At 66.3% G+C, this 13,160-nt stretch carries 13 protein-coding genes; 4 read left to right on the top strand and 9 right to left on the bottom strand.

Going from position 1 to position 13,160, the window contains the following annotated elements:
- Nucleotides 1-10 precede the first annotated feature (10 nt).
- Entirely contained in the window at nucleotides 11-721 is a 711-nt protein-coding gene (locus tag ACFFJK_RS12875) for an SDR family oxidoreductase (protein ID WP_379679601.1), read from the top strand.
- Here ACFFJK_RS12875 and ACFFJK_RS12870 read toward each other — a convergent pair.
- The 7 genes from ACFFJK_RS12870 to ACFFJK_RS12840 all read right to left on the bottom strand — a co-directional run bounded on the left by ACFFJK_RS12870 (nucleotide 718) and on the right by ACFFJK_RS12840 (nucleotide 6,718).
- The gene (locus ACFFJK_RS12870; RefSeq protein WP_379679600.1) at nucleotides 718-1,059 is read right to left on the bottom strand and encodes a GIY-YIG nuclease family protein; all 342 of its coding nucleotides are present in this window, start codon (nucleotides 1,057-1,059) and stop codon (nucleotides 718-720) included. The two genes, ACFFJK_RS12875 and ACFFJK_RS12870, sit on opposite strands and share 4 nt — an antisense overlap.
- Before the next feature lie 159 nt (nucleotides 1,060-1,218).
- Nucleotides 1,219-1,452 carry a GIY-YIG nuclease family protein gene (locus tag ACFFJK_RS12865; protein ID WP_379679599.1) on the bottom strand — a complete coding sequence of 78 codons (234 nt, stop codon included), beginning with the start codon at nucleotides 1,450-1,452 and terminating at the stop codon, nucleotides 1,219-1,221.
- A gap of 361 nt (nucleotides 1,453-1,813) precedes the next feature.
- A complete protein-coding gene (locus tag ACFFJK_RS12860) occupies nucleotides 1,814-3,046 on the bottom strand; it encodes an argininosuccinate synthase (protein WP_379679598.1) in 1,233 nt (410 codons plus the stop codon).
- Between the two features lie 130 nt (nucleotides 3,047-3,176).
- Entirely contained in the window at nucleotides 3,177-4,103 is a 927-nt protein-coding gene (argF, locus tag ACFFJK_RS12855) for an ornithine carbamoyltransferase (protein ID WP_379679597.1), read from the bottom strand.
- A 124-nt stretch (nucleotides 4,104-4,227) separates the two neighbouring features.
- Complete coding sequence (rsgA, locus tag ACFFJK_RS12850) at nucleotides 4,228-5,130, bottom strand: ribosome small subunit-dependent GTPase A (protein WP_379679595.1); 903 nt, start codon at nucleotides 5,128-5,130, stop codon at nucleotides 4,228-4,230.
- Nucleotides 5,127-5,459: a 4a-hydroxytetrahydrobiopterin dehydratase gene (locus tag ACFFJK_RS12845; RefSeq protein ID WP_379679593.1), complete on the bottom strand. Its 333-nt coding sequence runs from the start codon at nucleotides 5,457-5,459 to the stop codon at nucleotides 5,127-5,129. Before ACFFJK_RS12845 ends, rsgA begins: the two co-directional genes overlap by 4 nt.
- Nucleotides 5,456-6,718: a M48 family metallopeptidase gene (locus tag ACFFJK_RS12840; RefSeq protein ID WP_379679592.1), complete on the bottom strand. Its 1,263-nt coding sequence runs from the start codon at nucleotides 6,716-6,718 to the stop codon at nucleotides 5,456-5,458. The genes ACFFJK_RS12845 and ACFFJK_RS12840 overlap by 4 nt, the downstream gene beginning before the upstream one ends.
- A 69-nt stretch (nucleotides 6,719-6,787) precedes the next feature.
- On the opposite strand from ACFFJK_RS12840, the gene orn reads away from it, so the two are divergent.
- Nucleotides 6,788-7,372, top strand: coding sequence for an oligoribonuclease (gene orn, locus ACFFJK_RS12835; protein ID WP_379679590.1), 585 nt, complete (start codon nucleotides 6,788-6,790; stop codon nucleotides 7,370-7,372).
- A gap of 101 nt (nucleotides 7,373-7,473) precedes the next feature.
- Nucleotides 7,474-9,990, top strand: a complete 2,517-nt coding sequence (locus ACFFJK_RS12830) for an ATP-binding protein (protein ID WP_379679589.1) — start codon at nucleotides 7,474-7,476, stop codon at nucleotides 9,988-9,990.
- Here the strand turns inward: ACFFJK_RS12830 and ACFFJK_RS12825 are convergent.
- The gene (locus tag ACFFJK_RS12825) at nucleotides 9,959-10,927 is read right to left on the bottom strand and encodes an MBL fold metallo-hydrolase (protein WP_379679588.1); all 969 of its coding nucleotides are present in this window, start codon (nucleotides 10,925-10,927) and stop codon (nucleotides 9,959-9,961) included. The genes ACFFJK_RS12830 and ACFFJK_RS12825 overlap by 32 nt on opposite strands.
- Before the next feature lie 164 nt (nucleotides 10,928-11,091).
- On the opposite strand from ACFFJK_RS12825, the gene ACFFJK_RS12820 reads away from it, so the two are divergent.
- Nucleotides 11,092-12,249 (top strand): HPP family protein, encoded by a 1,158-nt coding sequence (locus tag ACFFJK_RS12820; RefSeq protein WP_379679587.1) that lies wholly within the window; start codon nucleotides 11,092-11,094, stop codon nucleotides 12,247-12,249.
- Nucleotides 12,250-12,390: 141 nt separating this feature from the next.
- On the opposite strand, the gene ACFFJK_RS12815 is transcribed toward ACFFJK_RS12820, so the two are convergent.
- A complete protein-coding gene (locus tag ACFFJK_RS12815; RefSeq protein WP_379679586.1) occupies nucleotides 12,391-13,083 on the bottom strand; it encodes a UPF0149 family protein in 693 nt (230 codons plus the stop codon).
- Nucleotides 13,084-13,160: the final 77 nt, after the last annotated feature.

Genomic DNA, 13,160 nt, shown 5'->3' with positions numbered 1-13,160 from the left:
GGGAGAGGCGATGATCAAGGCAGTCGTGACGGGCCACACGCGTGGCCTCGGCGCCGCGGTGGCGGCGGAACTGGTGGCGCGCGGCATCCCGGTGCTCGGGCTGGCGCGCGGGCATGCGGAGATCGGCGAAGGCATGGAGCAGGCAACGGTCGACTTCGGCGACGGCGCGGCGCTGGCCCACTGGCTCGGCGGGCACACGCTGCGCTCGTTTCTTTCGGGTTGCGACACGGCGCTGCTGGTGAACAACGCCGGCGTGGTCACCCCGGTCGGAAGGCTGGCCGAGCAGGACCCGCTGGCGGCGTTGCGCGCAGCCACGATCAACGTGGCCGCGCCACTGGCCTTGTCCGCCGCATTCGTGCAGGCCGCGCCGCAGGCCGAGCGGCGCATCCTGCACGTCTCGAGCGGCGCGGGACGCAGCGCCTATCCCGGCTGGAGCGTGTATTGCGCCACCAAGGCGGCGCTCGACCAGCATGCGCGCGCCGTGGCCCTCGACGGCGATGCGCGGGTGCGCTGCGTCAGCCTGGCGCCGGGCGTCATCGATACCGACATGCAGGCCGAAATCCGGGCCACGCCGGACGCGCGCTTCCCGCTGCGACAGCGCTTCGTGGACATGAAGGAGGGCGGGGTGCTGGTGGCGCCGGGCGATTGCGCGGTTGCGCTGGTGGATTACCTGCTGGCGAAGCGGTTTGGGAGCGAGCCGGTGGATGATTTGCGGAGCTAGGTGGTGATGTCACCGTAGAGGTCGCGCCAATCTGGATTGGCGGACTGGATCAGGTTGATCTTGCAGTTACGGCGCCACTTCTTGATCTGCTTTTCGCGGGTAATGGCAGAGACGATGTCGGTATGCATTTCATACCAGACCAATTGGTGAACGCGATAGGTTTTGGTAAAACCCTCCACGAAGCCTTCCTTGTGCTGCCAGAGGCGGCGGACCAGATCGGATGTGACGCCGATGTAGAGCGTGCCGTAGCGTCGGCTGGCCAGGATGTAAACGTAGGATGGTTTGTCCATCGGCGTATCGTCGGACGAACCTGTACTGCCGACGCTGATGGTACGCAAACAAGATTGGGTTCCCGCCTACGCGGGAACGACGGTTTCGAGGCTGGTAGTGGAAAGTCCGCCGCCTTCGCTCCGGGTGTTGGCTCAAGAACGTCGTTCCCGCGCAGGCGGGAACCCAATTTGGCGGCTTTACGATACGGCATCTCGCACCGCGATTGCTCACAACCCATGCGGCCCCGCGCCCAACATCTGCTTTTCGCGGGTAATGGCAGAGACGATGTCGGTGTGCATTTCATACCAGACCAATTGGTGAACGCGATAGGTTTTGGTAAAACCCTCGACGAAGCCTTCCTTGTGCTGCCAGAGGCGGCGGACCAGATCGGATGTGACGCCGATGTAGAGCGTGCCGTAGCGTCGGCTGGCCAGGATGCAAACGTAGGATGGTTTGTCCATCGCAGTATCGTCGGACGAACCTGTACTGCCGACGCTGATGGTACGCAAACAAGATTGGGTTCCCGCCTACGCGGGAACGACGGTTTCGAGGCTGGTAGTGGAAAGTCCGCCGCCTTCGCTCCGGGTGTTGGCTCGAGAACGTCGTTCCCGCGCAGGCGGGAACCCAGTTTGGCGGCTTTACGCTACCGCATCTCGCACCGCGCTTGCTCACAACCCATGCGACCCCGCGCTCGGGTGCCTCCGCTGTCAGCAAGAGCGCGCATGGCACAAAATTTTTCACAACCGTGCCGATGAAAAAGCCGCCCGGAGGCGGCTTGGAATGGCAGCAATAAAATGCCTGCCGGGATGGTGACGACAGGCTTTATTTACCGCGTGCCGTGCGCGCCTTGGCCGCGATGCGCATGCGCAGTGCGTTGAGCTTGATGAAGCCGCCCGCATCGGCCTGGTTGTAGGCGCCGCCGTCTTCGTCGAACGTGGCGATGTTCATGTCGAACAGCGAATCGGTCTTCGAATCGCGCGACACCACGATCACGTTGCCCTTGTACAGCTTCACGCGCACCCAGCCGTTCACGGTCTTCTGGGTGTGGTCGATCAGGGTCTGCAGCGCGACGCGCTCCGGGGCCCACCAGTAGCCGTTATAAATCAAGCTCGCGTAGCGCGGCATCAGGTCGTCCTTCAGGTGCGCCACTTCGCGGTCCAGCGTGATCGATTCGATCGCGCGGTGCGCCTTGAGCATGATCGCGCCGCCCGGGGTCTCGTAGCAGCCGCGCGACTTCATGCCGACGTAGCGGTTCTCGACCAGGTCGAGGCGGCCGATGCCGTGCTTGCCGCCCAGGCGGTTCAGTTCCGTCAGCACGTCGGCGGCGCCCATGCGCTTGCCGTTCAGGGCCACGATGTCGCCCTGCTCGTATTCGATGTCGAGGTATTCGGCTTCGTTCGGCGCTGCTTCCGGCGACACGGTCCAGCGCCACATCGATTCCTCGGCCTCCGCACTCGGGTTCTCCAGGTGGCGGCCCTCGAACGAGATGTGCAGCAGGTTGGCATCCATCGAGTACGGCGCGCCCCCGTTCTTGTGCTTCATGTCGATCTCGATGCCGGCGTCTTCCGCGTACTTCAGCAGCTTCTCGCGCGACAGCAGGTCCCACTCGCGCCACGGCGCGATGATCTTGACGTCCGGCTTGAGCGCGTAGGCGCCCAGCTCGAAGCGGACCTGGTCGTTGCCCTTGCCGGTGGCGCCGTGCGAGATGGCGTCGGCGCCGGTCTCGTTGGCGATCTCGATCAGGCGCTTGGCGATCAAGGGACGCGCGATCGAGGTGCCCAGCAGGTATTCGCCTTCGTAGACGGTATTGGCGCGGAACATCGGGAACACGAAGTCGCGCACGAATTCCTCGCGCACGTCGTCGATGTAGATGTTTTCCGGCTTGATGCCGAACTTGATCGCCTTGGCGCGGGCCGGTTCCAGCTCTTCGCCCTGGCCGAGGTCGGCGGTGAAGGTGACGATTTCGCAGTTGTAGTGATCCTGCAGCCATTTCAGGATGACCGAGGTGTCGAGGCCGCCGGAGTAGGCAAGGACTACTTTTTTAATGTCGCTCATGGAAGATTCCAGTGTGGAGGGAGGTGGGTTTTCAGATGGTCAGCCGGCCTTTGCGAACACCTTCCGCCGGGGCGGAAGGGAGGTCGACGATCAAACTAGGTGGGTGGGTTGAATCGGTACGTAAAATGGATTATTTGTCTTCGATCCTGCCGAGCAGCAGGTATTCGATCAGGGCCTTCTGCACGTGCAGGCGGTTTTCCGCCTCGTCCCAGACGACCGACTGCGGGCCGTCGATGACCTCGGCCGCGACTTCCTCGCCACGGTGGGCCGGCAGGCAGTGCATGAACAGTGCGTCCGGGGTGGCGCGCGCCATCTTGGCGCCATCGACGATGAAGCCGTCGAAGGCCTTCAGGCGCTCGGCGTTTTCCTTCTCGTAGCCCATGCTGGTCCAGACATCGGTGCTGACCAGGTGCGCGCCTTCGCAGGCGTCCGACGGGTTCTCGAACAGGGTGTAGCGCTGGGTGGATACGAGCTTCGGGTCGATCTCGTAGCCCTTCGGGGTCGAGACGTTCAGGTGGAAGCCGAACACCTCGGCCGCCTGCAGCCACGAATACAGCATGTTGTTGGCGTCGCCGATCCAGGCCACCGTCTTGCCCGCGATCGGGCCGCGGTGCTCGTAGAAGGTAAAGATGTCGGCCAGTACCTGGCAGGGGTGGTGTTCGTTGGTCAGGCCGTTGATCACCGGGACGCGCGAATGGGCGGCGAAACGCTCGATGATCTCCTGGCCGAAGGTGCGCACCATGATGATGTCGCACATGCGCGACATCACCTGGCCGGCGTCTTCCACCGGCTCGCCGCGTCCCAGCTGGCTGTCGCGCGTGTTCAGGTAGATCGCGGCGCCGCCCAGCTGGTGCATGCCGGCTTCAAAGGAAAGGCGGGTGCGGGTCGAGCTCTTCTCGAAGACCATCACCAGGGTGCGGTCGACCAGCGGGTGGTATACCTCGTAGGCCTTGAACTTGCGCTTGATGACCTTCGCGCGCTCGATGACGTATTCGAATTCGTCGAACGTGAAGTCGGAGAACTGCAGGAAGTGCTTGATGGGCTTTGCGACTGGCATATCGTCTTTACTTTGCTGTTGTCCCTTGAATTATAAGGGTTTTGCTTTCCGCTAGGGAAACCGGGTTTTTCGTAGGGTGGTCGGCAGCGCGCGATCTGTCCACTGGACCAGATCACCCTTACGGTTAATACAAAGTTTGGGAAGACTCGTGCAACAGCTGCGCATACAGTTCGTGCCGCATCTTCGCGATCTTGCCTTCCCCGACCGCGCCCAGCACCGCGCACTGCGGTTCGGCCAGGTGGCGGCAGTTATAGTACTTGCAGCCGCCCAAATACGGCTTGAACTCGACGAAGGCGCGCTCCAGCATCCCTTCCGTCAGGTGGTACAGCCCGAATTCCTGGAAGCCCGGCGAATCGATGATCGCAGCCCCGCCGTCAAGCCAGTACAGGCGCGTGAACGTGGTGGTGTGCTTGCCGGTGTCGAGCGCTTCCGAGATCTCGCGCACCGCGATGTCGGCGTCCGGCACCAGGAGGTTGATGAGCGAGGACTTGCCCATGCCCGACTGGCCGATGAAGATCGACGACTGGCCGGCGAGCAGCGGGCTCAAGGTCTCGACCGCATGCTCCGGACGGGCGCGCGCCGACAGCTCGTGCACCGGGTAGCCCAGCGAAGCGTACAGGCCGGCGCGCTCGCGGGCGCGCGCCAGCGGTTCCTCGACATCGACCTTGTTCAGGATGATGTGCGCTTCGATGCCGGCCGCCTCGGCCGCCACCAGGGAGCGCGAAACCAGGTCGTCGGCGAAGCTCGGTTCGGTGGCGACGACGATGAACAGGCGCGAGATGTTCGCGGCCAGCAGCTTGGACTTGTACTGGTCCGAGCGGTAGAGCAGGGTAGTGCGGTCGGCAATCTTCTCGATGACGGCCTGGTCGTTCGAGGTGCGCTTGAGGTGGGCGACGTCGCCGACGGCGACATTGGTTTTCTTGCCGCGCGTGACGCATTGCAGCTTTTCTCCGCCGGCGTCGGCCAGGTAGTGGCGGCCGTGGGCGGCAATGATGGTGCCGGTCAAGGTGTTTGCAACTGAACTCATGCGCCCGGCCTCTGTGCGTAGAGCGCGTCGGCCTTGGCCGCGCAGATGAAATCGTTCTCCGAAAGCGCGCCGCCGGCCGAGTGCGTGGTGTAGGCCACCAGGCAGCGGCGGTAGCCAACCGTCAGCTCGGGATGGTGGTTCTCGCTTTCGGCCATGGCGGCGACCGCGTTGACGAAGGCGATCGTTTCGCGGTAGTCGCGAAAGCCGTACTCGCGCGCGATGGTGCCGTCGATGGCCTGCCAGCCGGGCACCTGCGCGAGCAGCGCTGCAATGGCTTGCGGGTCCAGCGCCGCGGCGCCGTGGGTGGAATGTCGCTCGAGAAGTGTCATGCTGCCGCCATCGTCAGGTGTTTCACCCGCACCGACGCCGGCGGGTGGGAGTCGTAGAAGGCCGAATGCAACGGGTCCGGCGTGAGCGTAGAGGCGTTGTCCTCGTACATCTTGACCAGCGCCGATACCAGGTGGCGGTGGTCGGTGTGCTTCGCTGCGAAGGCGTCGGCTTCGAACTCGTGCTTGCGCGAGGTGATCGAGTTCAGCGGCGCCAGCACGAAGGTGAAGATCGGCAGCACCAGCGCGAACAGGATCAGGGCCATGCCGTCGTTCGAGGCGTTCATCATCGGCACCACGCCCAGGCCGGTGTAGAACCAGGCCTGCGTCTTGAGGTAGCCGAGCAGCGCCAGGAAACCCAGCGACAGCGCGAACATCACCACGATGCGCTTGAGGATGTGGCGCAGCTTGAAGTGGCCGAGTTCATGCGCCAGCACGGCTTCGATCTCGTGCGGGTCGAGGCGGGAGAGCAGGGTGTCGAAGAACACGATGCGCTTGTTGTTGCCGAAGCCGGAGAAATAGGCATTGCCGTGCGCGCTGCGCTTGCTGCCGTCCATCACGAACAGGCCCTTCGAAGCGAAGCCGACACGCGCCATCAGGCCTTCGATGCGCTCTTTCAGCGACGCGTCGGCGAGGGGCGTGAACTTGTTGAACAGCGGCGCGATCACGGTCGGGTACAGCACCATCATCAGGAGCTGGAAGCCGCTCCAGACCAGCCAGGCGTACAGCCACCACAGGTCGCCGCTCCTGTCCATCAGGACCAGGATCACCCACAGCAGCGGCAGGCCGATCGCGGCGCCCACCAGCGTGCCCTTGGCCATGTCGGCCAGCCACAGGCGAGGGGTCATCTTGTTGAAGCCGAAGCGCTGCTCGAGCACGAACTGGCGGTACCAGTCGAAGGGCAGGTCGAGCACGCCGGAGATGACGGCGAAGGCCACCACCAGCGCCATCTGATGCGCCATGCCCGGTCCCGTCACGCCCAGCAGGGCGGTGGACAAGGCCTGCAGGCCGCCCAGCAGCGTGAAGCCGATCAGCACCGCGCCGCCCCACAGCATCGACACGATGCCCAGGCGCGTCTTGGCCACCGTGTAGTCGGCCGCCTTGCGGTGCGCCGCGAGCGGCACCTTTGGCGCAAACTCGGCCGGTACGCTGGCGCGGTGGCGCAGCACGTGGCGAATGTGCCGGTTGGCCAGCCAGAAGCGCAAACCGAGGGTCAGCGCAAAGAAAACGATGAACAAAACCGAAAAGCCGAATGAAGACATTCTGTGCCTGTGAGAAAATGCGGGATGAGTGCAGAAAAAAATGCAGGACTGAAAAGCAAAGAGAGAATTATGTCACAAGCTACACAAACCGAAGGCGCGGGCACTGCCGTGCGTCCGAATGAATTCAACCTGGTCTGGGTCGACATGGAAATGACGGGCCTGGACCCGGACAACGACCGCATCATCGAGGTGGCCGCCGTCGTCACCGACGCCGACCTGAACATCATCGCCGAAGGCCCGGTATTCGCCATCCACCAGTCGGACGAGACGCTCGACAAGATGGACAACTGGAACAAGGGCACGCACGGCAAGTCCGGCCTGATCGACCGCGTCAGGGCCTCCACCGTCACCGAAGCCCAGGCCGAGCTGGAACTGATCGCCTTCCTGAGGCAGTATGTCCCGGCCAACAAGTCGCCGATGTGCGGCAACTCGATCTGCCAGGATCGCCGCTTCATGGCGCGCGGCATGCCGAAGCTGGAGGCATTCTTCCACTACCGCAACCTGGACGTGTCGACCCTGAAGGAACTGTGCCGCCGCTGGAAGCCCGAACTGGCATCGGGCTTCAAGAAGCACCAGAAGCACACCGCCCTGGCCGACATCGTCGAATCGATCGAAGAGCTGCGCTACTACCGCGAGCATTTCATCAAGCTGTAATGCGCAAGCTGTAATGCGCAAGCTGTAATGCGCATGGGGTAAGCCGGTTGCCCGCCTTTCGATAGTGGATGGTGGGCAACAAGTTATGCGACAATCGTCCCATGGCTCATCTTCCGCACACCGCGCACACCGGCCAGGACGACAATGCGACGATGCGTTCGCGCATTCGCCGCCACGACTGGAACCAGACCCCGCTCGGCCCGCCCGAACAGTGGCCGCCGGCATTGCGCACCGCGGTCGACATGATGCTGCACTCGGCCTTCCCGATGTTCCTGGCGTGGGGCCCTGACCTGGTTTTCCTCTACAACGACGCCTACGTGCCGCTGCTCGGGCAGAAGCACGAGCGCGCGCTCGGCGCACGCTTTCCGGAACTCTGGGCCGAGATCTGGGCCGAGATGGTGCCGCTGGTCGACCGCGCGCTGTCGGGCAAGCCGGTCTACTTCGAGGACATGCCGATGACCGTCGCCCGGCGCGGCTATCCCGAGCGTGCCACCTTCACCTTCTCGCACGCTCCCCTGAAAGACGACGCCGGCGAGGTCGCCGGCCTGTTCTGCACCGTCATGGAAACCACGCGCCGGGTCGCGGCCGAGCGCCGCGCGGCCTTCGAACTGACCGTGTCGGATGCGCTGCGGCCGCTGGCCTCGGGCGAAGAGGTGATCGCCACCGCCAGCGCGCTGCTGGGCGGCGAGCTGCGTGCGGGCCGGGTCATGTACGCCGAGATGGACCAGGCGACCGGGCGCTTCACGATGCCGCGCGGGTGGAGCCGCGACGGGCGTGCGGGCTTGCCGCCGAACCTGCAGCCGCGCTTCAGCCTCGATGGATTCGGCCCCGCCGTGGGCGCGGCGCTGCGCGCGGGCGACGTGGTGCGCATCCACGACACCGCGCACGACGTGCGCACGATCGGCTACCGCAGCGGCTATGCCGCCGACCGCATCGGCGCGCTGCTGGTGGTGCCGCTGGTGAAGTCGAACCGCCTGACCGCCTGCCTCGGGATCGACTGCCCGCAGCCGCGCTACTGGAGCGAGGACGAGGTGCAGCTGGCGCGCGACGTGGCCGAGCGCACCTGGTCGGCCGCCGAGACCGCGCGCGCGCAGGCCGAACTGCGCGCGCAACGCGACCGCAGCCGCGACATCTTCGACACCATCGCCGAAGGCTTCGCCGTGATCGCCGCCGACTGGACGGTGCTGGAGATGAACGCCGAAGGCCTGCGCATCTGCCGCATGAAGGCCGCCGATGTCATCGGACGCAACCACTGGGAAGCCTTCCCGCACACGGTCGATGCCGAACCCGGGCCGATGTACCGCGAGGTGATGCGCTCGCGCGTGGCCGGCAGTACCGAACACACGCACGTGTTCCCGGACGGTTCGCGCCTGTGGACCGAGGTGCGGGCCTACCCGATGCAGGACGGGAGCATCGCCACCTTTTTCCGCGATATCACCGACCGCAAGCTGGCCGAGGAAAAGCTGGTCGAGGCCGACCGCCGCAAGGACGAGTTCCTGGCCATGCTGGCGCACGAATTGCGCAACCCGCTGGCGCCGATCAGCGCAGCCGCCGAGCTGCTGCGCATCGGCCGCCTGGACGAGCAGCGGGTGCGCCAGAGCAGCAGCATCATCGGGCGCCAGGTGCGCCACATGACGCGCCTGGTGGACGACCTGCTCGATGTCTCGCGCGTCACGCGCGGCCTGATCACGCTGGCACGGGCGCAGGTCGATGCGCGCGCCGTGCTCGAAGAAGCGGTCGAGCAGGTGCGGCCGATGATCGACGCGCGCCGCCAGCAATTGTCGGTGCGCCTGCCGCCCCCGGGCCTGCTGGTGGACGGCGACAAGGCGCGGCTGGTGCAGGTGATGGTCAATGTGCTGGGCAATGCCAGCAAGTACACGCCGGAAGCGCGCTGCATCGACTTGCGCGCCGAGCTGCGCGCCGGCGCGCTGGTGACGAGCGTGCGCGACGAAGGCATCGGCATGGACCAGGAACTGACCAGCCGGGTGTTCGACCTGTTCACCCAGGCCGAACGCTCGTCCGACCGCTCGCAGGGCGGGCTGGGACTGGGCCTGGCGCTGGTCAGGAACCTGGTGGAACTGCACGGCGGCACGGTGGGCTGTTCCAGCCCCGGGCCGGGCAAGGGCAGCACCTTCGTCGTCACGCTGCCGCTGCTGCACGAGGTGCCGCCGGCGCCCGGGGCCGCGCACGGGGCGCCGCCGGCGCACGCTGGCCAACCGGCGCCCCTGCGGGTGCTGGTGGTGGACGACAACGTGGATGCGGCCGAGACGCTCGGCCTGCTGCTGGCGGCGCACGGCCACGAGGTGGTGATCGAGCACGATTCGCTGCGTGCGATCGACCGGGCGCGCAGCGTGGCGCCGCACGTGTGCCTGCTCGATATCGGCCTGCCCGAGATCGACGGCCGCGAACTGGCGCGGCGCCTGCGCGCGCTGCCGGATACCGCCGGCGCGGTCCTGGTGGCCGTGACCGGCTACGGCCAGCAGCAGGACCGGGAGGACGCCTTCGCGGCCGGTTTCCAGCACCACCTGGTCAAGCCGGTGGACCTGGGCGAGCTCACCCGCCTGCTGGACGGCGTCGCCGCCGCGCTCAGCGCATCTGCGTGTAGTTCACCGGGATGAACCGGTAGCCCTTGCCATCCTTTGCCAGGTGTCCCATGCCCGGGAATTGCAGGTGGGCGCCGCCGATCAGGTAGCCGCCCTTGGCGGCGGCGTCGAATACCTTCCGGCGCGGGGCGGCCGCTGCTTTCGGGTCGTTGTCGAACCCGATCGTCACCTCGGGGTTTTCCATCTGGACCGCCGCGACGTGGATCAGGTCGCCGATGACATGCAGTTTCTGGCCGCCGCTTTCCACCATGTAGGTGGTGTGGCCGGGCGTGTGGCCGGCCGTCAGCTGGGCGCGAATGCCCGGCACCAGCTCGACGTCGCCTTCGAACGCCTTGAAACGGCCGGCCTTCACATACGGGCCGAGCGCCGCCTGCGCGGCCTTGAAGCCGTCCTTGTCCTTGGCCTTGTCCATGTTCGCCTGGCTCAGCCAGTAGTCCGATTCGAGCTTGTTGGCCCGCACGACGGCTTTCGGGAACGCCGCGGCGGAATCGTTGACCAGCCCGCCCACATGGTCGCCGTGGAAGTGGGTGATGTAGATCTCGTCCACCTGTTCCGGTGCATAGCCGGCGGCCTTCATGTTGGCGACCAGCTTGCCCAGCGTCGGGCCGAAGAAGGAACCGGCGCCGCTGTCGATCAGGATCAGCTTGCTGCCGGTGTTGACCAGGTAGGCATTGTCGGACGTTTCCAGCGGCACGCCCAGGTAGGACTTGGCCAGGGTCGCGGCCGTCTTCTTGGCATCCTGGTTCAGCAGCTTGTCCACCGGCAGGTCCACGGTGCCGTCCGACAGCGGGGTGATCTCGAACTGGCCGAGCATGACGCGGTAATAGCCCGGGGCAGGGGTCTTGACCATCGGCGCGGCGGCCCAGGCCGGGCTGGCGAAGCTGGCGGCGGCGAAACCGGCCGCAAGGGCGGTGGCAAGGGCGGACAGGGTTCGTTGCTGGAGTGTTTTCATCGCGGGTCCTCTTGTTGTTGGTCTACGGCACAGCCGGCCGCAAGGTTTGTTGCAGGCAGGTATCGTACATGATTGAGTGGTTAAATGTACAAGAGGACATGTCGCAACCCGCGCCGGCGCAAGCTGTGGTGTAATGGCGGCCCCATTTGTTGCAAACCGTTTCCATGTTCTCCATGCTGATCGAGCGGTGCTTGCGCCTGTGCCTGCACTTGCGCCCGGCCGGACCTGCTTCGTATGCCGGCCACGTACGTTCCGCGCTCGGTGCCCTGCTGGCGCTGCTCTCGACTGCGCTGGTGACGCGTGCCGCGCTCGGCGGTGCCGGTGGCGGCGGGGCTGGCGGCGCCTTGCCTTACCTGATCGCCCCCATGGCTGCCTCGGCCGTGCTCCTGTTCTGCCTGCCGGCGGCGCCGCTGGCCCAGCCCTGGCCTGTCATCGGCGGCAACGTCGTCTCGGCGCTGGCCGGGGTCGCCTGCGCGCAACTGGGCGATCCGCTGCTGGCGGCGCCGCTGGCGGGCGGCCTGTCCATTGCCGCCATGGCCGCCCTGCGCTGCCTGCACCCGCCGGGCGGCGCGGTGGCCGTCACCGTCGTGCTGGGTGGCGCGGCCGTGCATGACGCGGGTTTCTGGTTCGCCCTGATGCCGGTCGGGCTGAACTCGGTCCTGATGGTGCTGGGCGCGCTGGTGTGGAACAACCTGTCCGGGCACCGCTATCCGCATGTGCAGCCGGTGGCGCGGCCACCCGAAGCCGGCGCCGGCTTCGCCAGCGAAGACCTGGACGCGGCGCTCGACAGCTATGGCGAGACGCTCGACGTCAGCCGCGACGATCTGGCGGCGATCCTGGCCGAGACCGAACAGCATGCGGCGGCGCGGCGTGCCCGCCTGGCGAGCTGCGGGGCGCTGGCGCGTCCGGTGCCGGCCCTGCTGAGCCCGGACATGCCGCTGTCGGCGGCACGCGCCGCCCTGCTGCGCCATGGCGAGCCGGCGCTGCCCGTGGTGGACGCGGAGCGGCGCCCGCTGGGGGTGCTCAGCATGGCCGCCCTGGTGGCGGCCGGCGGGGGCGTCGACCGCCCGCTGGGCCAGCGCGCGCGCCATGCGACGGCGCTGCTGTTCGGCCGCGATGCGGCGCCGACCGTGGGCGAGCTGATCGAGATGGACCTGGTGGCCGTGGCGCAGGATGCGCCGCCGGGCGCGCTGCTGGCGCGCTTGCGCGACGGGGCGCGGCAGGTGTTCGTGGTGGACGGGGAGGGCAGGCTGGCGGGGATGGTGCGGCCGGGGGATCTGCTTGTCGGGATCGGTGCTGAGTCGCTGGAAAACGCTGCGTGAAGCGCTGTCCGGCGGCTGCATGAACGCGTGGGCCAGGAACTTGCCCACCCTACGAAGGCGATGCCGTGTCGCTCGTAGCGTGGACAGGTCTCCTGCCCACGCGCTCACCTGGCAGAGCCGCTGCCCTGCCACCGGTTCGGGTCAGCCGGCCTCCGCCCCGCAGCACTTCTTGTACTTCTTGCCACTGCCGCAAGGGCAGTCGTCGTTGCGGCCGACCTTCGGCTCTTCGCGCACGATGGTCTCGACCGCACCCTTGCGGCGCGGCAGCCAGAAACGGTAGATGGCCGGGATGTTGGCTTCGATTTCCAGCGCCAGCTGGTGCGCCTTGCGCGGATCTTCGACTTCCGCCAGTTCGGCTTCCTCGATCTCGTCGGCGCCGAGCAGGTAGATCGGGCGCATCAGCCCGGCCACTTCGGAGTCCCAGATCGGGGCCCAGCTGCCGGGGCGCAGCTCCATGCCTTCCCAGAAGCCCCAGCACCAGGCTTCGGCGTCGATCAGGGCGTCGCCGTCGACCTCGTGCTCGCAGAACAGCGGCTCGAATTCCTTGGGGGCGGCTTCGAAGGTGATCAAGACCTCGTTCATGAAGCGCATGATCAGGTTGATGATGCGCTGCTCTTCCTTGGGGTTCTTCCAGGCCGGCGCCTGCTTGCCGTCCTGGCCCCAGACGCGCGGCAGCCACTCGGCCGGCATGATGGTTTCGGGGCCGATCGCGATCGCGGTCAGGTAGCCGTGCAGGGTGTCCATCGTCATCGCGTCCTCGGGGGAGCGTTCGGACAGCAGGAACTGGTCGAGATCGTTAAATTCTTTTTCGCTGAGGGGCTCGTCGAGATGCATGGGGTGTTCTTGTTGCGGTTGATGTGCGTGTGAGGGCGCCAGTGTAACCCCTGCGGGCCGGGAGGGCACGCAAAACC

It is taken from the genome of Massilia consociata (assembly GCF_042432755.1).
GTDB lineage: Bacteria > Pseudomonadota > Gammaproteobacteria > Burkholderiales > Burkholderiaceae_D > Telluria > Telluria consociata.
The sequence above is the reverse complement of the archived record's forward strand: the minus strand, read 5'-3'. Positions and strand labels throughout refer to the sequence as shown.